The sequence below is a fragment of the Gardnerella sp. KA00718 genome, from assembly GCF_049244285.1.
Lineage (GTDB): Bacteria > Actinomycetota > Actinomycetes > Actinomycetales > Bifidobacteriaceae > Bifidobacterium > Bifidobacterium vaginale.
In genome coordinates this window covers 1,050,234-1,076,759 of the sequence record NZ_CP058370.1, presented here as the reverse complement: position 1 = coordinate 1,076,759, position 26,526 = coordinate 1,050,234, and the positions used below count along the sequence as shown (strand labels likewise).

Genomic DNA, 26,526 nt, shown 5'->3' with positions numbered 1-26,526 from the left:
TATATTGATTAACAGAGGTTATTATTTGTCTCCGTCGCTAGAAATTTTAGGATCTGGCTGTTCCTTCTTTTTCTCTTCCTCTTCCGTCTGCTTTCTTTCTTCTTCCTTCTTTTTCTCTTCCTCTTCAGCTTGCTTCCTAGCTTGTTCTTCAGCTTGCTTCTTAGCTTGTTCTTCTAGCTGCTTCTGTAGGTTTTCGGCAGCATCCCTAATTCGCTTTCTTCTTTCTAATTCTAAACGTCTCTTTTCTGCATCAGCCTTTGCATTTGCTTTAGCTTTAGCAGCTTGTTCGTCAGCTTGACGCTTTGCTTCTTCAATCTTTTTCTGCATGGCGTTATCTGCTTGAACTTTTTCTTCTTGAGTAGGAGGAATATTTTGAATAATAATATTCGGCTTACGCTTTACCTTAGGAGCTATACGAATAACAGGAGCAGTGATCTTCTGCAGTTCCTTCTGGCTTTCTTCAGCCTTCTGTTTCTCCTGTGCATTCGCTGTAGTATCTGTAGATGCTGCAGAAAGCTTATCAATCATTGCAGAAGTCACTCCACGAATACGCTGAGCATTGTCAGAATACCATTGAGTTGCAGCTATAGCTTGAGCTCCCTGAGACCCTAACTCTTCTGGAGAATTAGCATTGCATACAACTGTTTCTGGCAAACGCTGCTTCAAAAGCTTAGCAAGTAATTTTCCATTTTCTGAGTTATCTTGAGCAAAAGAGATAAGAAGAGAATTTTTAGTAAGTTTTTTCCATGACTGGCTTGCTTTGCTAACTTGTGCAACCTTAATTTCGCACTGTTTTCTAGCTTCTTTCATACGAGATGAGTGCTGAATGCTCCAGCAAATACCACCAACGCCTAATACTAAAGCTAATACAATGACGCCAGCAACGAGAATTATCATCTTCTTTTTATGGCCATTATTCGTGGCTTCGGAGATGTTTTCTAACATGTATCATCCTCTGTTTTTATCAATCTTCGCCAAGAATTGCTTTTTGCAAAACAACACTTGTAGTTTACGCCAAACTAAGTACGTGATCCTTGTAGTTTGTAGCATTTTTGATGATTTGCAGGACAAGCAATATTATTTGCGATTCATTAGAATACAATATTCAAATAAATTCAAAACAAAAAACCACCAGGTTCGCTGGTGGTTTTCTTGGCTCCTGCGGCTGGGCTTGAACCAGCGACCATTCGATTAACAGTCGAACGCTCTGCCAACTGAGCTACGCAGGAATATCCTCTGTGCTTGGCTGTGTGCCGTGCACAAGACATTTATATTACACGGAATTTTATAATATGCAAATATAGCGTGTTTGGGCGTGTCGAAAACTCGTAATCGTTGGAATACCAATGATTTGCATGCTTTAACCACATTGATAAAAAAGTGTTCCTAAAAAAAGAATTTTGTGAAAAACTTTCAAATATAAGTAAAAACTTTTAAATAATGCAGATTTTCACTGTTGAAGCATAAAACAAATTTGATTTATGAAAGGAGAAAAATAAAATATCATGAGAAAAATATTTGATTTAAAAATGCTTAAGCCCAGAATCTTAAAAGTCAAAAAATTTATATTAAAACAAAAATCACAGTTTGTTAGAATACTGATTTTTATGATTCTGATTGTAATCATGTTGATTATTCATAGTTGCATAAATCCTACAATAAACAAAAGTATTGAGTATGAATATTTGCAATCGAATCAAACTGATTATAGTGTGTCTTCATTTGACTCTGGTTGCATAGAAAAATCTTTTGTAGGTAAAAATCAAAAAATAGTCGCGAATACAGTTAGTCAGGCTTCAACAGCTTCAACACTAGAAGAAACTACAAATTGTAAATCAAGGATGGTATGGCCAGTAAAAAATGTAAATATTATTAAAGATTTTGATGCTCCAGCAAAGCCATGGCTCGCTGGTCATAGAGGAGTTGATTTGCGAGCAGAGGAAGGAACTGAGCTATATGCTCCATCAGATGGAATAATAAATTTTGCTGGACTTGTGGCTGGAAAATCTGTTGTAACAATCAAACATGGAGTTTTGTCTTCCACATTTGAGCCAGCATATACAGATTTACCAGTTGGAACAGTTGTTAGAAAAGGTCAATTTTTTGGTTACGTAACAGTTGGATCAGATCATTGTGACAATTTGTGTATTCAATGGGGTTTAAAACGAAGAGACAGGACTTATGCAAATCCAAGGAAAATGGTAGCGAAAAAACGAATAATTTTAAAACCAAAAGAAGAGACAAAAGAAGAAAAAAATAGTCTGTAAAATGTGTGTCGTATAGTGTAATAAGAGTCTTGGGCTTAAGACATTGACCTAAGATTATTACATAAGATTTTCTTAAACATATTAGGGAGCGAATATGCAAAAGTATTCTCGTAATCTCGATGAGAAAATTGATTACAATGCAAACATTTTTTCGCTTCTTGAAAGTCGCGTAGAACGTAAGCCAAACGATTCATTGGTTGAGTATGTAGGACGCGACGGGGAATGGAATTCCTACAGTGCTAAAGACTTTAAAGATTTGGTTATATCAGTAGCAAAAGGATTCATAGCACACGGTGTGATGCCGGGAGATACCATATCGATAATAGCGCATACTTCATGGCAGTGGACTGTACTTGATATGGCAATAATGTCTATAGGCGCGTTAACAGTGCCAATTTATGAAACAAGTTCTGCAGTGCAAATAGAAAATATTATTAACGATTCTAGAGTAAGCATGATTTTTGTTGAAGATGAAAATATGCGTGAAACTGTGGAAATATCAAAGAAGTCATGTCCAAGCCTTAACGATGTCTATGTATTAAGCAGAGACGCAATAGATGCGCTAATTGAGTATGGAAAAACAGTTACAGACTCAGAGTTTTATGAAAGAGAAAAAGCTGTTAAAGGCGATGATCTAGCTACAATCGTTTACACATCTGGATCTACAGGAGACCCGAAAGGTATAGAACTTTCGCACGGAAATTTTGTGTTTATAGCGAAATCTGGAATGCTTTCCATGCCAGATATAGCATTAAAAGGCAAACCAAGACTTCTTTTATTCCTTCCTTTAGCACATGTATTTGCAAGATTTATGCAGTTCTTCTGTTTTGCGGGAAATGTAACACTTGGATTGTCAAGCAACCTTAAAACAATACTAAGTGATTTTAAAAGTTTTAAACCAACTTTCATACTTGGTGTACCTAGAATATTTGAAAAAATCTACAATGCTGCCTCTCAAAAAGCTGGTAGAGGAGTAAAAGGATTTATATTTGCTCAAAGCGTAAAAGTGGCAAAAGAATGGTCAAAAGCTCAACAATCGGGGAGAATGATTTCGCCAATGCTGGCTATAAGCCACTCCTTATGTAAAAAGCTCGTTTACAACTCAATTTTGCAAGTTTTTGGAGGAGACGTTGAATATGGTGTTTCAGGAGGAGCGCCATTAGACAAATCGATTTCGCATTTCTTCAATGGCATGGGATTGCCAATTCTCGAAGGGTACGGAATGACAGAAACATGTGCTCCGTCAATGGTAAATCCAACGAAAGGCTATAAAATCGGAACAGTTGGTTTGCCAGTACAGGGAGTGTCTGTAGCAATAGATGATGAGGGAGAGCTTTGTATTAAAAGTCCCGCTGTTTGCAAAGGATATCATAATCATCCAGAGATAACTGAAAAACAAATAGTAAATGGATGGTTGCATACAGGAGACTTCGGATCTTTAGATTCCGACGGTTTTGTAAAAATTACTGGTCGCAAAAAAGATCTGATAATAACAGCTGGCGGGAAAAACGTTTCACCTAGCATACTCGAAGCATCAGTTATGACTTCTTCAATTATTTCTCAATGCGTTGTTATTGGAGACAGAAAACCTTTTATCTCTGCTATTATTGCGTTAGATCTTGCAGAAGTGAATTCTTGGCTGAAATCTCGAGGAGCAAGCCCAGTGCGCTCGCTGGAAGAGGCAAGAAAAAATTCAATCGTCATAAGTTCCGTAGAACAAAGCATAGTTAAAGCAAATTCTAATGTTTCTAGAGCAGAGTCAATCAGAAAATTTGAGATTGTTCCAGATGCTTTTACTCAAGAAAATGGTTTAGTTACACCAAGCCTTAAAGCAAAGCGCAATGCTGTTATAGAACGTTATAACGATCTTATCGAAAATAAGATTTACTCTCCAAGACCAAGAAAATAACGTACTTTACAGTCCTGCATCTGCAAGAGTTACGTATCCAGGGTCAATCAAAAGAGCTTTAAGATTAGTTGCGCTTACAGCGAGAATTGGTTCTGTTATTACAGGTATATCTTTTTCTGATCCACTGTTATTTACAAAAATAGAAATATCTTCGAGTTGAGATAATTTTCCATTAACATTTAGAGAACTACATTCTTGAGCAACATCAGTAGAGATTTTCTGAATGTTTTCGATAGAAGTCATCCATTGCTTTCCATTTACAAGATTTGGTAAGGCATCTTTGTAAGCGCCGTAGCCAGTAATAACAGGCCATTTTGAGTCATTTAACAATTCATTCACTGAATCTTTAAGCTCAGAATCTTCAGTATTTTTATTCTCTTTATTGGATTCAGATGAATTCAAATCATTATTTTTTGTGCTAGATTTTTGTGACTCATTATTTTTCGCAGTAGAAGCAGGCGTTGGAACCTTTTTCTTAGTAAAATTTCGTTTTCCTATAAAGCTTCCGATTATATCTGGAAGAGTAAAGGAAGGGTTAATATCTGCAGAGCTTCCCTTATATCCAAGGTCTTCAAGAGCTTTTTCCACTTGCATAACAACTTGATCATCTAAAGCAATAATGCCATCTACGTGTTTTGTGGAAGTTGTTCCGTTATCATTCTTTATTACTAATCTCGAATTAAGTTCTGCCTTAACAGAGTCAGAATTATCTGCGTCGAAAGCAGCATTTTCCCAGTCATTCTCTGTTGAATCCTTACTAAGTTTTCCAGAAGGTGAAATCATTAATCCAGATGCGAAATAAGGTTTTAGAATTTTCCAGATTCCAGCAAAAGCAAGTCGCGCGAATTCATCATCAAATTCTTGAATTTTGGAACTTGAATTATCAGAATCTGAATTACCATGAGTATTTACTCCAAAATGCATATGAACATTTTGTTTTTGATTGTGGCAAGGCAAAAGTACTTCTACGCTTTTTGGATTATCTTTAGAAGCCTGATTTAATGCTAATTTTTGCACAAGAGTATACGCTTGAATTTCTCCAATGCTCTGAGCAGAAGAAAGTTTGAAGAATGCATCTGGCTTAAAATCTCTAGTAAGCCTAGATAACATAACGACATGCATGCCAGCTTTTTTAGCCAAATCTAATGACGATGTAAGTCTATTTTCTGCTTCCTCTTGTGATTTTAGATCTTCTTCTTTTAGTTGTTCTTTAGGTGTTGTGGGTTGAGTTACGTAATCACCATAATTATTATTACCGTTTTTATTACTCCAAGGAGCAACAACAATAGTCGTATTAGAAAGTTGCTTTTTTACGATGCTATGGATATCTCTGATACTTGTTTTCTTGTTTTTATTTTTAGAAGAATTTTTTGTTTTTAAAGATGTAATCATGCTTACAACGTAATCTTGAATATCTTGACTTTGATCGTATAAGCTGCTGGACGATTTAGTAGTAATAGAATTTTCTGAAAATCCTTGCTTTTTTAACGATTTTACTATTTCTGGAACAAGATTATCCCATGTACTTAATGGAGTTTTTCTACTTAAATTTAGACCATCAGAAGGCGTAAAAACTATAACGTTGCCGTGATTCACTTGAGGCTTTGCGCTAGGCGATGCGTTTTTTGCATTGCTCGATCCGCATGCGCAAATCGCAAGAAGCATTGTGCTAGATACTACAAGAGCAATAGTTTTGCGCAAAATATGCTTATGCGTGCGAATCATAGTAGTTAAGGCCTTTCGTAAATTTTAGTTTTTTGCTTACTTTTATGTTAGTTTCTATTAAATTATCTAATGCAAATTTAGCGATTAAGCAAATCCAAGCACATATCTCGGTATTCGCTAACGTAGCCTCCACCAAAGAAGACACAGTGTCCAGCAATAGGGTAGAGTTGCCAAATTGTCATGCGATTTTCAAAACCAGATTTTAATGGATGAACAGATTGATAGCCATCTAAAATCTGCTTAAAATAGCTGATCCCAAACAGTTGCAGCATTGCTAAGTCTTCCTCACGATGGCCGCCGTGAGCTGCAGGATCAATTAAAACAGCTTCTGTGTGTTCGCCATCTTCGCTTTTAGTCCAAAGCACATTTCCACTCCACAAGTCTCCATGAACTCGCGCTGGTTTATCTTCAGCTGCTTTTCCCAGCAAATCTGGCAGAGCATCAATAACTTTATTTGTAAGATCTAAATCGCTTTTTGTAAGGCTTCCTCTAGAAATACCAAGATTTACCATTGGTAAAAGTCTGCCTTCTGCCAAATAGTCAATAACATTACTCCAAGTGCCACAATCCATTTTTACAGGGTCGCTTAATGGTCCAAAATAGCATGTGCCATCATAATCTGCAGGTGGCTCCCCAAAATATTTCGCACCGAAATCGTGCATATGCGCCAAAGATGCTCCAAATTCAAACGATGCTAAAGGAGTAGGGCTTGTAGTTTCAATGCGTTCAATGTTTAAGTAGTCTTTTCCCCAATCAAAAACTTTAGCTACTTTAGGCCCGCCATAGTCGTAAGCTTCTCGAAGCCAATTAAGGCCACGACCTTCGCATTCAAAGAATCGTTCTGGTGCGTATGATCTACTCTTTTTATACACGTTATTACTCATAGCAACCTTCTTAATGTAGTAGCATATGCGGCTTATAGTTACACACTTAATAAATATTTTATGAATAAACTAAATTATTCCTATCATCACTATTCTAATGAAGTATTAGCACAATGAGCGATGCTGCGTTTAATTTGCAATAAGATTAGTACAATACTTACGCCAAGTAGGATGTGTCCGATTCCTGCTAAACCAGTTATGGAAAAATCTATAGATGGACTGAGATGTAGACGCATTACTTGTGCAATTCCACGAGTAATCATCATTACTGCTGTTAGGTTGAGTCCAATATGATAAGTTATTAAGATTCTCGTAGTTTTTTCGTTACTAAAACTGAAGTTTTTCTCAAATAGTATGAGTAACAGAAAAACAACCATTCCAAGCATAAAGTAGTGTGTGTGAACTATAGCAAGCACAGTCTTTTCATGGAAAGCATTAAATTTTGTAAATTCGCGATAAAAGACGCCGCCAATCATGGCGAAGACAGCATACAACAAAGACGTATTAATATAACGTTTCATAACATGGTTCATAGTAACTTCCTTACGTAGAGTGATAGTCAAATATTTCTTAGTAATGTTGATGTTGTTACAAGTGTTTGTAAGCGCTATTGCATAGTATGAGTGTTTTTGTAACGCGGACATGCAGTTTTAGCAAAATGATATCCAAAAAGCAATCCTGCTAGAGTAAGAGCAGAACCTAATCCCGTATAAAATACGGCTATAAATTGTTCTGGAGCTATATTTGTTGCACGAAGAACAATTCCAAAAGTCATCATAAAAGCCATGATTATGAAAGATTTAACGTCAAAGAATTTAAGGAAAAATTGCTTGTTTTCTTTGTATGCGTTAATCCTAGCAGTATGTTTTTTAACAAGTTTTCCGAAAATAAACACTTGGAATATTGCAAAAACAGCTAAAGATAAAGCGAAATTAATGGGAGATAAAAAGTTTGAGTATGCAATAATACCAATCCTAAGAATGTTGAATCCAGCAAAACACCATACAATGCATGCGATTAATAAAAGTGTGTTCTTTGATACCTTCATAACTAACCTCGTTAAATCACATTATTCTTAATAAAATCTTATGTTGAACGTTTAAAACAATTGTAGTAATGATTTTTATGAAAAACGCTAAATAAGAGTATTTTGTGAATTGTGCATTAAAACTTTCAAAAAACACAATAAAATATGATTAAAAGTTGTAAAAAGTGTTGCAAATTGACGATATGAGTCGCTATAGTGCTTGTTTATGGAAGACAACGATCAACAGTATTCAACAGCTGACAATAAAGCTACTATTGCTGAGCCAGCTTTTCGTTACAATGCGCAGCTCGCACAAGATATTGAGCAGCGCTGGCAAAAGACTTGGGACGAGCAGGGCACGTTCTGGGCTGCTAATGTTAAGGGCGATTTGAAGGATGGCGAAGGCAGATTGGCTTGTGGCCGTCCTTCTTTCTTTGCAATGGACATGTTCCCTTATCCTTCTGGAAAGGGCTTGCATGTTGGACATCCTCTTGGATATTTGGCAACGGATGTTGTGAGCCGATATCACCGTATGAAGGGCGAGAATGTTCTTCACGCGATGGGCTACGACGCTTTTGGACTTCCTGCAGAACAATATGCTGTTCAAACAGGTCAGCATCCGCGCATTACTACTGAGGCAAATATTGCAAATATGCGCAGGCAGTTGCATCGCATGGGGTTGAGCTTTGACGATCGTAGATCTTTTGCAACTATTGATACAAACTACGTTCGTTGGACTCAATGGATTTTCTCGAAGCTTTATGACGCTTGGTATGACCCTGATTTTGTACGCAAAGATGGCGGTAAAGGTTCTGCTCGACCAATTGCTGAGTTAGTTGATGAGTTTAAGAGCGCAAAGCGCGAAATTCCTGGTTTTGCTGACAAAAAGTGGGGAGAGCTCAATAAAGTAGATCAAGCGGATGTGTTGAATGACTTCCGCATCGCTTACATTTCTAAGTCTCCTGTAAATTGGTGTCCAGGATTGGGAACTGTGCTTGCAAACGAGGAAGTTACTGCAGAAGGTAAATCTGAGCGCGGAAACTTCCCAGTATTCCAGCGCAATCTTCGTCAGTGGTCCATGCGAATTACAGCTTATGCTCATCGCTTGGTTGAAGATTTGGATACTATTGATTGGCCAGAAAAAGTTAAGCTTATGCAGCGAAACTGGATTGGCGAATCTCACGGTGCTTCCGTGCATTTTGAAGTTGAATGTGCAGATGGTGAAACGCGCGATTTGGAAGTATACACTACTCGTCCAGATACGCTTTTTGGTACAACTTTTGCTGTTGTTTCTGTAGATCACCCGATTCTTGAGCACGTTCCAGAAGCGTGGGAAGCTAGCGTTCCAGAAAGCTGGAAGGGTGGCTACGCAAGCCTTAAGGAAGGATTGGCAGAGTATCAGGCTCAAGCTCGCGCTAAAACCGCTAAAGATCGTACGGAAGACGCTGGTGCAAAAACTGGTTTGTTTACTGGTCTTTACGCAATTAATCCTGTAACTGGAGCAAAACTTCCGCTGTTTGTTGCAGATTATGTGCTTATGGGTTATGGAACGGGCGCAATTATGGCAGTTCCTGGCGGTGACCAGCGCGATTATGATTTTGCTAAAGCTTTCGGCTTGTCTGTAATTTACACTGTTAAGCCTTTGCCTGATTCTGGCGAAAAGCTAGAAGATTATGATGGCAAAGCTCCGTTTGTTTCTCACGATGGAATTGTTATTAACTCTTCTGTGGAGCATACTTATAAACTCGGTGACGCTTTGTCTATTAACGGTTTGCGCGTAGATGAAGCTATTAAAAAAGTGACGACTTGGCTTGAAGCAGCAGGCGTAGGCGTTGGTAGAGTTTCTTACAGACTTCGCGATTGGCTGTTCTCTAGGCAGCGCTACTGGGGTGAGCCATTCCCAATCGTTTATGATGAGGATGGTGTTGCTCACCTTGTGCCGGATAGTGAGCTTCCAATTGCATTGCCAGACGTTCCAGATTATCAGCCAAAAACTTACGCTCCAGACGATGCAAATTCTGAGCCTGAAGCACCTTTGAGCCGAAACGAGGATTGGGTTAAAGTTCAGATTGATCTTGGTGACGGTGTAAAAACCTACTATCGCGACACCAACACTATGCCAAACTGGGCTGGTTCATGCTGGTATTACATGCGTTACTTGGATCCAAACGACGCTGAGCATATGGTTGACAGCGACGAATACGACTATTGGATGGGTACGAATCGACCAGGCAAGGAACATGTTTCTGGAGGCGTTGACCTTTATGTTGGAGGCGTAGAGCATGCAGTTTTGCACTTGCTTTACTCACGCTTCTGGCATAAGGCGCTTTACGACTTGGGTTACGTTGATTCTGCTGAGCCTTTCCATCGCTTGTTTAACCAGGGTATGATTCAGGCTTACGCTTACACGGATGAGCGCGGGCAGTACGTGCCAGCTGATGAGGTTGAGGAAGGCGCTAATAACGGCGCTGGTGAGCCAACATTTACTTGGCACGGCGAAACCGTGAATCGCGAGTTTGGAAAGATGGGTAAGAGCCTAAAGAATATTGTGACTCCAGACTACATGTACGAAAACTACGGTGCAGACACGTTCCGTTTGTATGAAATGAGCATGGGTCCACTTTCTGAGTCTCGCCCATGGAATACGCGTAACGTTGTTGGAGGCATGCGATTCTTGCAACGCTTGTGGCGTAACGTTGTAAACGAAGAAACTGGCGCTTGCGTAGTAACAGAAGATGCTTTGGACGAAAAGACGCTAAAGCTTCTTAACAACACGATTGCAGAAGTAACTGTAGAAATGGAAGCAATGCGTCCAAACACTGCGATTGCTAAGCTGATTGTGTTGAATAATCACTTAACGTCTCTGCCTCACGTGCCTCGCGCAGCAGTTGAGCCGCTTGTTCTTATGCTTTCTCCAATTGCACCGCATATTTGTGAAGAAATGTGGAGCAAGCTTGGACATACTAAGTCGATTGCTCACGCAGATTGGCCAGTTGAAGATTCCCGCTACGTTGGTGCAGATACTGTTACAGCTGTTGTACAAATCAAGGGCAAGGTTCGCGCAAAGCTTGAAGTTGACCCGAATATTGATGCTAGTGAGCTTGAAAAGCTTGCTTTAGAGGCCGTAGCTGATCGCTTGGGTGGAAAGAAGCCGCGCAAGGTGATCGTGAAAGCACCAAAGATTGTGTCTATTGTGCCAGATGAAAGCTGAAACTCAATGTTTTCTAGGCAAAATAGCCTTTAACCACATTGGTTAATTTTACTTGAAAGATGCTTATCTTCATTTAATAGTGGAGGTAAGCATCTTTTTTTTATTTAACAATCAAAAATAAATAGGCTGAAAGAAGGAGGTGGTTAAAATGAACAAAAACAATAGTAACGTTCTAGAAAGATTGGCAGCTATTGATGCTTTAAATAATAATTATGAAAATTCAAATTATTTGCAAAATACTTTGAATGATGATTCTAAAAATCGCATATTGGCACAAGAGAAAAACAATTCTATAGATTATCAGCTTGCTGATTTTTGCATAAGCTCAAAAGATTCTGCTTCAAATATTTATAATCTTAATAAACGAAATAATTTTGAAACAAGAAATCTCGTTAGATTACGAATAAAACCAGTACATGCTTTGTCTATTATGCTAATTCTCGTAGTATTCTTAGCATCAAGTTTAACCATGCTCATATGTCAATCTAGAACTTATAACAAGATTTATTCTTATCAAGCACAGAGAGAATCTAAAGTTAAATCTTTAAGTAAAAAATTTGAATCAAATAATAAAGATGATGATGAATATAGCAATGATTCTAAAGAGGATTCTAAAAAAGACTTACATACAAATGAGACTAAAGATTTAACTGTTAAAAATAAAAATGAAGATTTTAGTGATAGCACGCACAAAATTAATGAAAATGATATAAGCAAAAATAATAGTGTCAACAAAGATAAAAGCGGTTGCATAAATATAAACACAGCAGGGTTGGAAGAATTACAAACTCTAAAAAGTATAGGGCCAAAAATGGCTCAAAGAATATTAGATATGCGTAAAAAGTTGCGTGTTTTTAAGCGGGTTGAAGATCTTATGCAAGTTAAAGGAATTGGGCAAAAGACTTTTTTAAAACTTAAATCAGCAATCTGCATTAAGTAAATTTATGTGATTTTTAAGGTTGGAAAATGAAAGAATTATATTGGGATCTTGAAAATGGAAACAAAGATTTTAGGCTTGTTCCTATTGCGTTTAGCGTATGGTTTGGTTGCTTATTCGCTCGATTTATAGTTGATTCACAACAAGATTTTTTCTGTATGATAATCGCAATATTATCATTTGCTCTTTTGTGCTTTTATACTATTTTTTCAATGGGAAATTGCATTTTTACGTGCCGCTTAAAGAATACAACTGATTACAAAAGTCGCATAAAATCAAAGTTTTATGAGTTAATTAAAAAATTAAAAATAATAGGATACAAGCATGCTTTTTTAACAAGTTTTTGTACGTTTCTAGCAGCTTTTATAATGTGTTCAATTATTCTAAACATAGAACATATGGACCCTGTTTTTAATGCTATTAAAGATCTAAAGCAAAGTGATACAGAATATAAATTTAATAGAAAAAACGATGTTCAATCCATCAGATTGCTTATGGATATAACGTCTCCTCCAAGAGTATCGCAATCCTTTAAGGGGGATTGCGTATTAAACGTGAATGTAAAACAGATTGAAATTATGGATAAAGAAAAAGTTATTAGTAGGAGTAAAAGCTTTGTGTCTGCTAAACTTTACGCTTTTAATCCAGATTGCAAAATAATGAACTACGGATACAAGATAAGTAGTTTTGGAAAAATTTCGATTTCAAAATTTGACTCTCATGCGATAGACATTCAAGTTCCTAAAGCAAACAAAACAGATAAAACGAAATTATATAAAGTAGAAGTTATTGAAAAAGCTAATCTTTTTAAGACATTACTAAATACATTGTGGAAAGAATTTTACAATGTGACTAGTTCTTTAGATGAACAGGGTCAAATGCTTGTTCCTGGTCTTACTGTAGGACTTTTAGGACAAGAGCATTTAAGTGATGTAGAAGATTTACGAAAAGTTAGTATCGATAGCACTTATGCGAATACTATGAAACAAAGATTCAAAATAGCTGGAATAATGCACCTTATGGCGGTTTCTGGAGGACATTTTTTGCTTTTATCTTGTGTTATTCGTAAGACATGTGCTTTTTTGCTTTTGCCAAGAGTAGTGAGCGCAATATTTGAAGCTTGTGGTTATATTCTTTTATCGTGTATTGTGTATCCGTCAGCATCGGTTCTTAGAGCGCTTATAATGGGTTTAATTTCTGCCGGGGCATTAATGTTTTCTAGACAATACCAGTCTGCTAGTGCTTTAAGTCTAACTGTTATAAGTGTTCTTTTTATTTGTCCAAAATATGCATGGGATTATTCGTTTGCTCTTTCTGTTTGTGCAACTTTTGGAATAATTGTTTGTGGAATGTCTTTAAGAAGAATCTTTTTAAGATATATGCCGTCTAGTCTTGCAAGCGCATTAAGCATAACGTTGTGTGCACAGTGTTTTACGCTTCCTGTACAAATATTAATGCAACCGCAAGTATCTTTTATATCTGTTATAGCGAATTTAATTGTTGCACCTTTTGTTGATTTTGCAACAATATTTGGTCTGCTTTCGCTTATATGCGCTAATTGGAGTTATTCTATTTCTCTGATTTTTGCCACAATTTCATCTTTTGGAACAAACATTATGGCAAATTGTGCATGGTATTTGGGAGATTTACAAATTGGAACAATACCTTGGGTTAATGGATCTTTAGGTGCGTGGCTAATCGCGTGCGCTGAATTCGCTATCTTTTTATTAGTACTTATCATAAATAAATATTTTAGAAAAAGTGAATCATATAATAGTTTAAGGATACTTTTACAAGTTAAGTCAAATCGTTTTAAGCAGCTTATAAATGATTCAACAAAACTTTTTGAATGATTAAGTGTTTTAAGTTTTATATAGTTTGTACAATTAATAGGCGTGCAAAATTAAGCGGATTAAATAAAAACAAGGATATTCGCGTTAGTTAAATCGTGAGAATATAAATATTCTTAAGGAGTACGTATGCAAGCGTTAAAAAAATTTGCGCCATTTACAGTTGTGGTGGGCGGTGATGCGTATTTAAATGATCTAAACGCGCGCGACTTAAAAACTCGCATATTAGGCTCCTACCCAGATGCAGATGTTATAAATTTAGACGCATTAAATGCCGATAAATATGCTTTTATAACTGCTACAGGACCATCACTTTTTTCTAGCGGAACAATTGTTGTTATTAATAATCTTGAACAAGCTAATGAAGATTTAGTTGAATCGATAATAGAGTTTTGTACTAGAGAATCTAAATCTAATAACAATGATTGCTGGGTTATTGCGCGCCACGAAGGAGGTGTTAAAGGAAAGTCAATTGTTACAAAACTTGAAAAAGCTGGAGCAAGTAAAATAACTGTACCAGATCTTAAAAAAGATGATGCAAGATTGAATTTTGTGCTAAGTCTTTTTGAAAGGCAAAATCGTAGTATAGAGCCTGCAGCAGCTGGACGCATAACAGAAGTCTTAGGCGGGAAAACCGACCAGTTGGCGGCTCTTTGTTCTCAATTGTGCTTTGATTTTGAAGATAACCCAATCACACTAAAAATAGTTGACCAATATTTAATATCGGATCCGCAAGTAACTGGATTTTTTGTAGCAGATAAAGCTGCAGAAGGTAACTATGCTCAAGCTATTCTTGCATCAAGAAGAGCGATTTTACAAGGCGTTGATGCTATAGCATTGATTGGGGCTTTAGCTGCAAAAATGCGAATAATTACAAAGGCTATAGCTGTTAAAAACGGGGAAATTTCTAATGCTCAAGCAAAAGTTAACCCTTGGGCGTTAAAAATGGCTATGAGGGATTTAGGTGGATGGAATGATGATGGGATTCGTAAGTGTTTTAAATGTTTAGCGTGGGCAGATGAGCAATGCAAAGGCGGAACAAGTGATGCTGATTACGCTTTAGAAAAATGCATTAGCATGATTGCTTGTCGTGGGCGTTAATGTGAAAATTTTAAAAGCATAAAGTGTTAAAACATAGAGCGTTAAAAGTCTAATATGAAAGTGTGTGATTTTGGAAAATCATAATATCAAAAAGCTAGTAATTCCAACTGATTCGTGTATGCGAGATCTTGGAAAAACTATTGCAAAAATAGTGCATGAGACAGATGTTATTTTGCTTTCTGGTCCACTTGGTGCTGGAAAAACAACGTTCGCGCAAGGTTTTGGACAGGGCTTGGGAATAAAAGATCCGATAGTTTCCCCGACTTTTACTATTGCTAGAGAGCTAAAAGGCACATTTTCTGATGGAAAAGTTGCGAATCTTATTCATGTAGATGCTTATAGGCTTGGTGGAAAAGATTATGCTCCAGGGCAAGACACTGTTTCTAGGCTTTTAGATGAGCTTGAATCTTTAGGTTTAGATGAAGCATTGGAAGAACCAGGAGAGGGAACTGTTGTGCTTATGGAGTGGGGAGAACAGATGGCTGGTGTTCTTGCTGATGTTCGTCTTGAAATTCATATTGATAGACCGATTGATAAAGAAAAGTCAAATGAGTTTACAAGTGAAGGCAAGCGCGTTGTAACGCTTGTTCCAGTCGGAGGAGACTGGTGCGATCGCTTAAAAATTCTTGATTAAGAGTAAGCTAAATTGGTTGGTTAATTTAAGGAACAAAAATGAGCAATACGCTGATTATAGATACGTCATATGGTTCAACAGTTGGAGTTGTAGGTTATAAGCCAATAGTGGAAACGGATTCGCGTACACATGTTGAAAAGTTGCAAGTAAACATTGATTTTGCAGTAAAAAATGCTGGTCTAGAGCTTAATCAAATAGACGAGATTGTAGTTGGAGTAGGCCCTGCTCCTTTTACAGGTTTAAGAGCTGGGTTGGTTGCAGCTAAGGCGATTGCTTTTGCGAATAACGCAAAGATTCTAGGATGCAACAGTTTGCTTCCACAAAGTTTAATGATTCGTTCTGGCGCTTTTGAAGAATCGCTTAAAGATGGCGTTATCTCTAATAGTGAAATAGTCGAAAATAATGAATCTTGCGTAGCTAAACACACGTATGTTCTTTCGTTAAATGACGCTAGAAGACGCCAAGTTTATATGAGTTTATATGACGATAGTGGTTGTGCAGTAATAGAAATGGACATTGATTATCCTGCAAATATTGTTGAAAGAGTAAATCAATATTTTGAATCAAATAATATTTGCGATTATTGCGTTTGCGTTGCAGGCCATGGTGCTAAAAAATACGCTGAAGATTGGAAGAAAATCGGGAATATATGCTTAATTACAGAGGCGAGTGCTCTTGATTTAGGCGTAAAAGGATTAGAGATATTTAAGCTGTGCGCAAGTCAAAAAGACGTTATTGAACCGCTTTATTTAAGAAGACCAGACGTATCTGTTCCAAACCCGTTGAAGCACGTTTTGGGATCTGGCGCTGCTACAAAAGTGGCGGAAAAATAGGATTCAAGCGAAGTACACATATGATTGTAGACATAACTCGCTCAAAATATCCAGCTTGTGCATCAAATAGTCAAAGCTGCGCAATAGAGAAAATTGATTATGCAAAATATGAAGCAATAGTTTCTCAAATTGCAAAAATCGAAGCAGACTTGTTTGGACCAGGATGCTGGAACAAGAACATGATTTTGCAAGAGTTACAAGCACCAATGCGCGCGTATTATGCAGATGTTGATCTAAACACAAATACGGTAGCTGGGTATGCGGGATTTTGGTTTGATGGCGACGACGCTCAAATAATGACAATAGGTGTTGCAAAAGAATATCAAAAGCGAGGAATTGCAAGCAATCTTCTAAAAACTATGATTGAAAATGCAAAATCAATAGGCGCAAAACGAATGCTTTTAGAAGTTAGGGTAAATAACAATCCAGCGCTAAAACTGTATGAAAAATTCGGTTTTACAAAAATGGGATTAAGAAAAAGATACTATATGCCAGAAGGAATAGACGCATATACAATGTGCGCACAAATAGACGATTTAGAAGACTTAGAAAATTTAAAAAGCTCAAAAAGCTTAGAAGAATCTAGCGAAGCTTATAACAGCGCTAAAAGTGAGGATAATAATGAGTGAAACAATGAATAAAACAAGCGAGCCAATAGTTTTAGGCATTGAATCAACTTGCGATGAAACGGCAGCCGCAATCGTTAAAGGAAGAACATTAGTTTCTAACGTTGTAGCATCCTCAATGCAAGAACACGCACGCTACGGTGGTGTTATACCAGAAATCGCATCACGCGCGCATGCAGAAGCATTCGTGCCAGTGGTATCAAAAGCATTAGCAGATGCAAATATGGATTTAAGCGATATTGACGCTATAGCAGTAAGTGCAGGTCCGGGATTAGCAGGATGCTTAGCTGTTGGAGTTTCGGGAGCTAAAGCACTAGCAAGTGCAGCAAAAAAGCCGATTTATGGAATAAACCACGTTATTGGACACATTGCAGTAACGCAATTGCAATTCGGCGATGTGCCTAAAGACGTTCTAGCGCTTATAGTTTCGGGAGGTCACACTTCTCTTTTGCATGTTAATAACATTGCGCGCAGTATAGATGTTGTTGGAACAACATTAGACGACGCAGCTGGCGAATGCTTTGATAAAGTAGCTAGATTGCTTGGATTCCCTTACCCAGGGGGTCCGCATATTGATAGGCACGGGCGCCTTGGAAATCCAAATACTTTGAAAGTTCCACAAGGTCTTACGCAAGGTCGTTCTGGCAAAGAGCATCCTTACGACTTTAGTTTTTCGGGTGTCAAAACTGCTGTTGCGCGTTGGGTGGAAGCTCGCCAAGCACAAGGCTTAGAAATACCAGTTGACGACGTTTGTGCGTCTTTAGCAAACTCTGTTGCGGATGTTCTTTCTCGCAAAGCTATGATGGGCTGCGAGCAATACGGTTCAAAAACTTTGTTGATTGGTGGCGGATTCTCTGCAAACTCGCAACTTAGAGAACATCTTTTAGAGCAAGGCAAAGAGCATGGAATCGAAGTTCGTTTGCCAGAGCTTAAGCTTTGCACAGATAACGGAGCAATGGTGGCAATGCTTGGTGTGAATTTGGTGGAAGCAGGCGTTCGTCCGTCCGCTCCAGATTTTGCAATCGATTCAGCAATGCCACTTACAACCGTTAGCTTATAATAGTAAAAGTCGTTCTGAAGATAAGCGAGGTGTTTTGTGTACGAAAGCTATGCACGTAGAGGAGTTTTGCAAGTTGGTGAAAAAATCCAATTCACCGATAGAAAAGGCAAGCGAATCACAGCACAGCTTACTAAAGGCGGAGTTACACAAACCGAACACGGCATTATTTTGCACGACGATGTTATTGGCAAAACTCAAGGTGTTGTAGTAACAACAGTTAGCACAAAACGTGATTTTGAGCGTAGCAATAAGCAGCTTGACGCATCTAAAGAATCAAACAAGCCATGGATGGCAGCCCGCGCAATAGGCGGATGGGATTATGTAGTTATGCGTCCGCGATTGGCGGATTACGTTTTATCTATGCCAAGAGGCGCTCAAATCATGTATCCAAAAGATATTGCACAAGTGATTTCTTTAGGAGATATTCGCTCTGGAATGCATGTTTTAGAGTCGGGAGCAGGCTCTGGTGCAATGAGCTTAAGTCTTTTAGACGCTGTTGGTCAAAGTGGTGAGCTTACAACAATAGAGCTTAGACCTGATTTTGCTAGAATCGCGCAACTAAACGCAACAATTTACTATGGCGAAAAACCAGAATGGTGGAATCTTTTAACTGGAGATTTTGACTCAGTAGCAAAGTCTCTTCCAGAAGGCTATTTTGATCGCATTATGCTAGATATGCTTGATCCTTGGAACAGGCTTGAACAGGCTTATAGAGTTATTGCTCCAGGTGGAGTATTGGTTGCGTACGTAACAACCACAACGCAAATGTCTAGAATGGCACAAAGTTTGCGTGCTTCTGGAGTTTGGACAGAACCAGAGATTCAAGAAACGTTAGAAAGAACTTGGAAAGCACAAGATTTAGCAGTTAGACCAGATCACGCAATGATAGGTCATACTGGTTTTCTGGTTATTTCGCGCGCAATGGCGCAAGGATTTAATGCGTTAAAAAAGCGCGATCGTGCTACAAAAGATACTGTTAGCGATATTGATGACTTAACTCCCGAAGAGCGCGCAGAACAGTTAGAAGACTTGTCTCTTAGAGATATATCCGATAGAAAGCTTAGAAAAGTCCTTAGAGATTTAGATTTGCAAATCGCACAATTACCTAACTCAAATCCAAAGCCTGATAAGGCTAACTGAAGACTGAGGAGATTAAAATGGCGGCGTCAATCAAAAAAATCGTTAAAAAAGTAAAGCACGCAAAATATGTGCTGCTACTAATGCGCCACGCAAAAGCACAGCCGCCAACAATGGGAGACGATTGGGGAAGGGACCTTAGCGATAAAGGTTTAAAACAAGCAAAAATCATGGCAAAAGGTTTGCAATCTCTAAAGCTTGTTCCAGACTACATTATTTGTTCAAGTGCAAATCGCACCGAACAAACGATGCACAAAATGCTTAAAAAGTTCGGAGATTCTCCAATAGTAGCGTCAAGAAAAAGCTTATATGATGGCGGAATGCAGTCTGTAATGGATGAGCTTTGTGCGATTAGGAGCGATTCTAGAATAACAATGATTATTGGTCATGAGCCAACAATGTCGATGGCTGCGCAATGGCTTTCTTCTCCAGATTCAGATCCTGATATATTAGGAACAATGCGACTCGGGTTAGCTAATGCTTCGATTATTGTTTTAGTATCCGACGTACCTTTTGCATCTTGCGGTTTGCGAGGAGCTAAAGCGTTGGGAATTATAACCCCAAAGGATTTTGAATAGTAAAATACGCATAAATTTGCATAAAATCCTTATAAAATTTGCATAAAATCCACACGAATCATCTGCATAAATCTGCATATAAGTTTAGGTTATAACGACACCCCCAAATAGCTAATGACCTCATTAAGCCAAATGTTTGCTAGGCTGAATCAGGTTGTTAATTATTTGGAGGATATATGCATACTGTTCTTACGTCCGTACAGGGATTCCCACGAATCGGCGCAAATCGCGAGCTTAAAAAAGTTATTGAACGCTATTGGAAAAAAGACGCAACTCTAGAAGAAGTAAGACAAGTTGCAAAAGATTTGCGCAAAAAGCATTGGAAAATCCAAACAGAATCTGGAATAGAACTTATACCAAGTAATGATTTTAGCTATTATGATCAAATGCTAGACACAGCAATCCTGCTTGGTGCAGTGCCAGAACGGTACAAGAATCTAGAGTTTGAAAATGCAGAAGATACGCTTTTTGCAATCGCACGCGGATATCAAGGTGAACGCGGAGACGTAACAGCGCTTCCAATGAAAAAGTGGTTCACAACCAACTACCACTACATTGTTCCCGAAGTAGAAAATCCGCAAGATTTGCATTTAGCTGGCACAAAACCATTCGACGAGTTCAATGAAGCAAAAGCACTCGGAATTGAAACAAAACCAGTGTTGATTGGACCATACACCTTCTTAAAACTAGCGCGCACCCCGCAAGCACAAGAATTAGAAGCAAACAAAGAGACGATTGAAGCATTAGCAAACGCGTATTGCGATATTGTAAAACGATTTGCAAGTCTTGGAGCAAAATGGTTGCAATTCGACGAACCATACTTGTGCTTAGATAAAGAAGATGGAGATTTAAGGATTTTTAGCGACTTATATAATCCGATTCTTCAAAGCAGATTTGAAAGCGCGGATAATGCTGAAAACGTTAAAATTTTGCTTAACACTTATTTTGGCAATATTTTAGACTCGTACAAAACACTAAACGATTTGGCATTTGATGCAATTGGCTTAGATTTTGTAGAAGGCAAAGAAGAAAACCTTGAAGCTTTGCAAAAATATGGAGTAAACGAGAAAACAACTATTTTTGCAGGAGTTGTAAACGGCAGAAACATTTGGAAAAATGATTACGCGCAAAGCCTTGGCTTGCTAGATGCTTTGCAAAAAAACGTTACTAATCGCATAGCTGTTTCCACTGCATGCTCGCTTTTGCATGTTCCATTTAGTACGGATGGAGAAGAGCTTGGCGAAGACGTATTAAAGCATTTTGCGTTTGCTGTAGAAAAGTTGAAGGAAGTAAGCGAAATCGCTAAGCTTTGCGTTTTGAATGATGATGAGCTTAAAAATAGCGAGGAATTAGCGCAAAATCAGGCATTATTCGATGGGTCTAGAGTAAAAGTAGACGAAAATGTTAAAGCGCGAATCGCAAGTCTTAAGCCAGAAGATTTTGAGCGAAAGCCATCTCGCGCGGAGCGTCAAAAATTACAAAAAGAAGCATTAGGATTGCCTGATTTGCCTACAACAACTATCGGATCCTTCCCTCAAACAAAAGAAATAAGATCGATTCGAGCGCTTTATAGAAAAGGCGAAATTAGCAAAGAAGAATACAACGCGTTTATTGCCAAGCAAATAGACGAGTGCATAGAACACCAGGAGCGCATTGGCTTAGACGTTCTTGTACATGGCGAATTTGAGCGAAACGACATGGTTGAATACTTCGGCCAGCATTTGCACGGATTTAAGTTTACAAAAAACGCTTGGGTGCAGTCTTATGGAACTCGATGCGTAAAGCCTCCAATCGTTTGGAGCGACGTTTCTAGAGCGCAGCCAATCACAGTAGAGTGGAGTGCGTATGCTCAAAGCCGCACAAACCATGTCATGAAAGGCATGCTAACGGGGCCTGTTACGATTCTTAACTGGTCTTGGCCTCGCGAAGATATTACGCACGAAGAGCAAACTCAGCAGCTTGCTCTTGCTATTCGAGATGAAGTTTTGGACTTGGAGCGTGCTGGAATTCGCGTAATTCAAATCGATGAGGCAGCGCTACGAGAAAAGCTTCCGCTTAGACGTTCGGATTGGCATAAGAAGTATTTGGACTGGGCGATTGCAGCTTTCCGTCTTGTGCACTCTGCTGTAGCTGCTACTACGCAAATCCACACTCATATGTGCTATTCGGAATTCAACGACATTATTCGAGACATTGATGCAATGGATGCGGACGTGATATCGTTTGAAGCTTCGCGCGGAGATCTAGTTGTTTTGGACGCTATTCATAACGCGAACTTTGAAACAGAAGCTGGCCCTGGTGTTTATGATATTCACTCTCCTCGCGTTCCTAGCGAAGATGAGATTGTTAACAGGATTCACGAGATTTTGCACAAAATGCCAGCAGACAAGCTGTGGATTAATCCAGATTGTGGCTTGAAAACTCGCGGAAATGCAGAAACTTGGGTTAGCTTGCAAAATCTTGTTTCGGCAGCTAAAAAAGTTAGAAGCGAATTGGGCGGTAGTCTAAAATGACGTACAAACCAAAGTTTTCGCTAGAGGTGTTTCCGCCTAAAAGAACATCTCCAATAGGTACGATTTACGACACTTTAGATGGCTTAAGGGGATTGGATCCAGATTTTATATCTGTAACTTATGGAACTGGAAAATCTTCGGATCGAACTGCTACTGCTAGAATCGCCAACACTATTCGATCGGAGTATGGCATTAAAACTGTTGCTCACTTAACAGCAAGATACTTGGATTATGACGATGTTGACGAAGCTTTAGATATGTTTGATAAGGCAGGCGTTAGTGGCGTTTTAGCTTTGCGCGGAGACGTTATTGAAAATCAGAATGCTGCTGGAGTATTTAATCATGCAAGCGATTTAGTATCATATATTCACTCAAAGCGCCCAGATTTGCCTATTTTGGGTGCATGCTACCCAGAAAAACATCCAGAAGCTGCTACTTTGCAAGAAGACATCGATAATCTAAAGCGAAAAGTTGATGCTGGAGTAACTCACTTGATTTCGCAACTTTTTTACAATAATGATGACTTTTTGCACTTTAGGGATTTAGCTAGAAAAGCTGGCATTAACGTTCCAATTGAAGCTGGAGTTATGCCTGTTGTAAATGCTAATCAAGTTAAGCGAATGACAAAAATGTGCTCTTCTAAAATAAGTGAGCCAGTTTTAGCAATGATTGAGCGATGGGGAAGTAACCCAGAAGTCTTGCAAGACGCTGGAAGCATATTTGCGTCTCAACAGATTAACGATTTAGTTGCGGAAGGCGTAGATGGGATACACTTGTACACAATGAATCGTCCTGGTGTTACCAGAAGCATTTGGTCAAACGTTAAGCCACTTTTTACTAAGATAGTGTAAATTTGTAGATTTGTGGTGCAGTGCAAGGATCATGTTGTACTGCACCACAATGTACAGTGGCGTTATGAGCAGTCAAAAAAGCAGTAATAGCGATCTAGATCATAATTTAGGCACTGATTTAAAACAGCATGCGGATTTTAATTTAAGTTTTGCTAAAGAAACTGACTTATCATACAGAACTCTAGTTAAAGCTGGATTTGCTCGTCCAGAATCTGCTCGTAAAACCATAGAAGATATTTGCAAAAATTGTGAGAATAACTCAATTAATGTGCTCAAAATCTTAGAAAGCATAAATAGAGTAGAAGATCCAGATTACGCAATTTTAGCGTTTAAAGATATATATCAATCTCAGAAAAAAACTGTTGAAAATATTGCGGAGAACTCGAATAATTCATTAATAACAAGCACACTTGCGTCTTTAATGCAAGTTCTTGGAGCATCTAAATCATTTGCGATGCTAATGAGAACGCACACCGATTTAATAAACGCTGCAGCAAATGACCCAAATCACTTACTACACATGACTTTAGAAGAACGTGTTTCGGATTTACTTCAAGCTATTCAATCTTATAGTGCAACAGTAGTAAACGAAGAAAAAGATGACGAAAAGAATTGCAATTCGTGCACTGTTCCAATAAGCTCTATGCCTTTTGCACAAGCTGTTTGTGCTCTTAGAGCGAGATATCGCCAGCATATTGCCGCAATTATGGCATATGATTTGGCGAGCGCAGACCCTGTAGAATTACAGCCAGACATAAGTCGTAAACTTTCGGATGCTGCGGATGCGGCTCTTGAAGCTGCGCTTGCGATTGCGCGCGGGCAAGTTTCTGGATCTTGTTGCTGCAGGTTTGCAATAATAGCAATGGGAAAATTGGGAGCGCAAGAAATAAACTACGTTTCAGACATTGACTTAATATATGTAGTAGAACCAACTAATGGCGTTAAACAAGATGAAGCTTTGCGAGTTGGGTCTTCTATTGCACTTGTTTTGCAAAAAGTGTGTCAATCGGTTGTTATGGGTTGTGCGGAGCCACCATTATGGCAAATTGATACAGCGCTAAGACCAGAAGGCAAAGATGGACCTCTTGTTAGGCGCTTGGAATCACATCACGAATACTACGAAAAGTGGGCAAGTAGCTGGGAGTTTCAAGCATTGCTGAAGTCGAGGCCAGCTGCAGGAGATGCGCAGCTAGGTAAAGATTATAGACAAATGGCAGATTCGCTTATTTGGAAAGCGTCTGGTAGAGAACACTTTGTTGCAGATTGCCAACATATGCGACAGCGAGTAGAGTCTTTGATCCCTGTGTCTCAGCGAGATTTAGACATGAAGCTTGGGCGCGGAGGATTGCGAGATGTTGAGTTTACAGTTCAAATGCTGCAACTTGTGCACGGAAGTGAAGATAAGTCTTTGCGAGTTAGAGATACTTTAGGCGCGCTTAATGCACTATCTGCTGGAGGATACGTTTCTAGGTCGCAAGCTGCAATTTTGGCAGAACACTACCGTTTTGAGCGTGTTCTTGAACATCGTCAGCAAATGTGGAGTATGCAACGCACTCATTTATTCCCAGATTTAGGTGCCCAAGGAAATGGTGGATTAGATCGCGCTAGAAGCATTAGTGCGGAAGAGCTTAACAATAACGAACAAATCAGGCGTCTTGCTAGAACTGTTAGACTTAAGCCAGAAGAGCTTGTTGCACGATTCGACAAAGCGCGCCGAGAAATTAGGCACTTGCATAAAGATATTTACTACCGTCCAATGCTGCCAATCAATGCGCAAACGGATGCGGATCCTATTGTGTTGTCTGCAGAAGCTGCTCGCGCTCGCTTTGCATCGATCGGTTTTGCTGATGCAAAAGCTGCACAAATGCATGTTGAAGCGCTTACTGATGGACTTTCACGCGCTGCTAAAATCCACAGAATTTTGCTCCCAGCAGTGTTGAAATGGCTTGGAGAAGGGCAAAATCCCGACATGGGTTTGCTTGCTTTTAGGCGACTTTCCGAGCGTTTTGGTGGAAAAAACACATATCTTGGATTTTTGCGTGATTCTCCTAGCGCAGCTCGCAGGCTTTGTCATGTTTTGTCTGATTCGCGTTATTTAGGCGATGCAATGATGAAGTCTATACAGTCAATAACTTGGCTTGGAGACGATTCGGCTCTTACACCTAGAGGCAGAGAAAGTCTAGATATGCAAACGCGAGCAATGGTGGCAAGATATTCAAGCAGTATTGCGGATTTTGCACAATTTTTGCGCGCTTTAAGAAGGCAAGAAATTGAGCGAGTAGCACTTGCTTGGATGTGCGGGATTATCGACGATGATACTTCTATGCAAGCGATGAGTGATGTGTTTGATGCTGTACTTGATGCTGCTCTGCAATGGTCTATGAAAGATGCGTCTTTAAAAATGGGCTTAGACGAGAGTAAAGCTTCGATTGCCATTATTGCCCTAGGACGTTATGGCGGAAGGGAAGTTAACTTCTGCTCGGATGCGGATATGATGGTTGTTTATAAGCCGACGTCTAATGGTGATGATTGCAAGATTGAATATGATTCCGTATCTGATCTTGCTCACCGTTTCGCGCAGACTACTGTAGACATATTGCGCAATATTCTGCAAGGTCCTCTTACTTTAGAACCAAAAATCATGGTCGATTTAGATTTGCGACCAGAAGGTAAAGATGGTCCGCTTGTGCGTTCTCTAGAATCGTGTGAGCATTATTACCAAAAGTGGGCTAGTACGTGGGAAAATCAAGCACTTTTGCGCGCGCGTTTTGCTGCAGGGTCGAAAGATTTGGCAGATGATCTGCTAAGCGGAGTAGTAAACGACTTGCGCTATTCACCAGATGCTCTTAGCGAATCTCAATTGGCGGAAATTCGTAAGCTTAAAGCGCGTATGGAAGCGGAACGCTTACCAAGAGGCGTTAGTAGAGACAGACATTTGAAGCTTGGCCGCGGTGGTTTAAGCGATGTTGAGTGGACTGTTCAGCTTCTGCAATTGCAATATGCTGGGAAACACGAGTCCTTGCGCGTAGTTGGCACAATGCAAGCATTGAAAGCGCTTAAAGAATTGAATTTGATTGAAGATGAAGACGCAAATGTGTTAGAAAAATGCTGGCATATGTGTTCTGCAGTGCGAAATGCGAACTTCTTGTGGTCTGGTTCCTTGGAGCGCGCGGATGTTCTTCCAACAGACTCTTATTCTTTGGGTGGAATCGCCACTTATCTTGGATACGATCCAAACCAGGGTCGCGTTTTTGAAAACGATTTAATGGCTGTTATGCGTCAATGCCGCGAAGTCATGTCTCGTATTTTCTACTGTCGCTAATATTTAGAAACATTTTTATTGTGTCGCTAAGTCTGACAAATCGTGTACAATCTACAAGGTC

Annotated in this window: 20 protein-coding genes and 1 tRNA gene; 15 read left to right on the top strand and 6 right to left on the bottom strand. The window is 39.0% G+C overall.

Annotation, left to right across the window (positions count from 1 at the left end; translation table 11 throughout):
- Positions 1-21 precede the first annotated feature (21 nt).
- Positions 22-945, bottom strand: coding sequence for a hypothetical protein (locus HXT55_RS04360; RefSeq protein WP_004111803.1), 924 nt, complete (start codon positions 943-945; stop codon positions 22-24).
- 208 nt (positions 946-1,153) lie between these two features.
- A tRNA-Asn gene (locus tag HXT55_RS04355) sits at positions 1,154-1,229 on the bottom strand.
- Positions 1,230-1,505: 276 nt separating this feature from the next.
- Here HXT55_RS04355 and HXT55_RS04350 point away from each other — a divergent pair.
- On the top strand, positions 1,506-2,267 hold the full coding sequence (locus HXT55_RS04350; RefSeq protein ID WP_048730264.1) for a M23 family metallopeptidase: 762 nt from the start codon (positions 1,506-1,508) through the stop codon (positions 2,265-2,267).
- A 94-nt stretch (positions 2,268-2,361) separates the two neighbouring features.
- On the top strand, positions 2,362-4,176 hold the full coding sequence (locus HXT55_RS04345; RefSeq protein ID WP_285067752.1) for an AMP-dependent synthetase/ligase: 1,815 nt from the start codon (positions 2,362-2,364) through the stop codon (positions 4,174-4,176).
- 6 nt (positions 4,177-4,182) lie between these two features.
- On the opposite strand, the gene HXT55_RS04340 is transcribed toward HXT55_RS04345, so the two are convergent.
- The 4 genes from HXT55_RS04340 to HXT55_RS04325 all read right to left on the bottom strand — a co-directional run bounded on the left by HXT55_RS04340 (position 4,183) and on the right by HXT55_RS04325 (position 7,833).
- Positions 4,183-5,901, bottom strand: a complete 1,719-nt coding sequence (locus HXT55_RS04340; protein ID WP_421792560.1) for a hypothetical protein — start codon at positions 5,899-5,901, stop codon at positions 4,183-4,185.
- A gap of 77 nt (positions 5,902-5,978) precedes the next feature.
- A complete protein-coding gene (locus HXT55_RS04335; protein WP_101886438.1) occupies positions 5,979-6,785 on the bottom strand; it encodes a fructosamine kinase family protein in 807 nt (268 codons plus the stop codon).
- 89 nt (positions 6,786-6,874) lie between these two features.
- Positions 6,875-7,318 carry a DUF2871 domain-containing protein gene (locus HXT55_RS04330; protein ID WP_004111798.1) on the bottom strand — a complete coding sequence of 148 codons (444 nt, stop codon included), beginning with the start codon at positions 7,316-7,318 and terminating at the stop codon, positions 6,875-6,877.
- A gap of 74 nt (positions 7,319-7,392) precedes the next feature.
- Positions 7,393-7,833: a hypothetical protein gene (locus HXT55_RS04325; RefSeq protein WP_004111796.1), complete on the bottom strand. Its 441-nt coding sequence runs from the start codon at positions 7,831-7,833 to the stop codon at positions 7,393-7,395.
- Between the two features lie 205 nt (positions 7,834-8,038).
- Here HXT55_RS04325 and leuS point away from each other — a divergent pair, with 205 nt between their 5' ends.
- From leuS to HXT55_RS04260, 13 genes are all read left to right on the top strand, one after another.
- Entirely contained in the window at positions 8,039-11,023 is a 2,985-nt protein-coding gene (gene leuS, locus HXT55_RS04320) for a leucine--tRNA ligase (RefSeq protein WP_421792558.1), read from the top strand.
- 148 nt (positions 11,024-11,171) lie between these two features.
- On the top strand, positions 11,172-11,963 hold the full coding sequence (locus HXT55_RS04315) for a ComEA family DNA-binding protein (protein WP_285064627.1): 792 nt from the start codon (positions 11,172-11,174) through the stop codon (positions 11,961-11,963).
- A gap of 26 nt (positions 11,964-11,989) precedes the next feature.
- On the top strand, positions 11,990-13,813 hold the full coding sequence (locus tag HXT55_RS04310; protein ID WP_421792555.1) for a ComEC/Rec2 family competence protein: 1,824 nt from the start codon (positions 11,990-11,992) through the stop codon (positions 13,811-13,813).
- A gap of 126 nt (positions 13,814-13,939) precedes the next feature.
- Positions 13,940-14,911 carry a DNA polymerase III subunit delta gene (gene holA / locus HXT55_RS04305; RefSeq protein ID WP_421792553.1) on the top strand — a complete coding sequence of 324 codons (972 nt, stop codon included), beginning with the start codon at positions 13,940-13,942 and terminating at the stop codon, positions 14,909-14,911.
- 64 nt (positions 14,912-14,975) lie between these two features.
- Positions 14,976-15,545 (top strand): tRNA (adenosine(37)-N6)-threonylcarbamoyltransferase complex ATPase subunit type 1 TsaE, encoded by a 570-nt coding sequence (gene tsaE / locus HXT55_RS04300; protein ID WP_004111786.1) that lies wholly within the window; start codon positions 14,976-14,978, stop codon positions 15,543-15,545.
- A 38-nt stretch (positions 15,546-15,583) separates the two neighbouring features.
- Positions 15,584-16,378: a tRNA (adenosine(37)-N6)-threonylcarbamoyltransferase complex dimerization subunit type 1 TsaB gene (gene tsaB, locus HXT55_RS04295; RefSeq protein WP_004117227.1), complete on the top strand. Its 795-nt coding sequence runs from the start codon at positions 15,584-15,586 to the stop codon at positions 16,376-16,378.
- 20 nt (positions 16,379-16,398) lie between these two features.
- Positions 16,399-17,007 (top strand): ribosomal protein S18-alanine N-acetyltransferase, encoded by a 609-nt coding sequence (gene rimI, locus HXT55_RS04290; RefSeq protein ID WP_004111784.1) that lies wholly within the window; start codon positions 16,399-16,401, stop codon positions 17,005-17,007.
- Positions 17,000-18,064, top strand: coding sequence for a tRNA (adenosine(37)-N6)-threonylcarbamoyltransferase complex transferase subunit TsaD (tsaD, locus tag HXT55_RS04285; protein ID WP_013399577.1), 1,065 nt, complete (start codon positions 17,000-17,002; stop codon positions 18,062-18,064). The genes rimI and tsaD overlap by 8 nt, the downstream gene beginning before the upstream one ends.
- A gap of 36 nt (positions 18,065-18,100) precedes the next feature.
- Positions 18,101-19,204, top strand: coding sequence for a tRNA (adenine-N1)-methyltransferase (locus HXT55_RS04280; RefSeq protein ID WP_421792550.1), 1,104 nt, complete (start codon positions 18,101-18,103; stop codon positions 19,202-19,204).
- A gap of 17 nt (positions 19,205-19,221) precedes the next feature.
- On the top strand, positions 19,222-19,779 hold the full coding sequence (locus HXT55_RS04275; RefSeq protein ID WP_004117220.1) for a SixA phosphatase family protein: 558 nt from the start codon (positions 19,222-19,224) through the stop codon (positions 19,777-19,779).
- A 176-nt stretch (positions 19,780-19,955) separates the two neighbouring features.
- Positions 19,956-22,292 carry a 5-methyltetrahydropteroyltriglutamate--homocysteine S-methyltransferase gene (gene metE / locus HXT55_RS04270; protein WP_103013149.1) on the top strand — a complete coding sequence of 779 codons (2,337 nt, stop codon included), beginning with the start codon at positions 19,956-19,958 and terminating at the stop codon, positions 22,290-22,292.
- On the top strand, positions 22,289-23,143 hold the full coding sequence (metF, locus tag HXT55_RS04265; protein ID WP_004111779.1) for a methylenetetrahydrofolate reductase [NAD(P)H]: 855 nt from the start codon (positions 22,289-22,291) through the stop codon (positions 23,141-23,143). The genes metE and metF overlap by 4 nt, the downstream gene beginning before the upstream one ends.
- 49 nt (positions 23,144-23,192) lie before the next feature.
- On the top strand, positions 23,193-26,465 hold the full coding sequence (locus HXT55_RS04260) for a bifunctional [glutamine synthetase] adenylyltransferase/[glutamine synthetase]-adenylyl-L-tyrosine phosphorylase (RefSeq protein ID WP_421792548.1): 3,273 nt from the start codon (positions 23,193-23,195) through the stop codon (positions 26,463-26,465).
- The last annotated feature ends 61 nt before the right edge of the window (positions 26,466-26,526 follow it).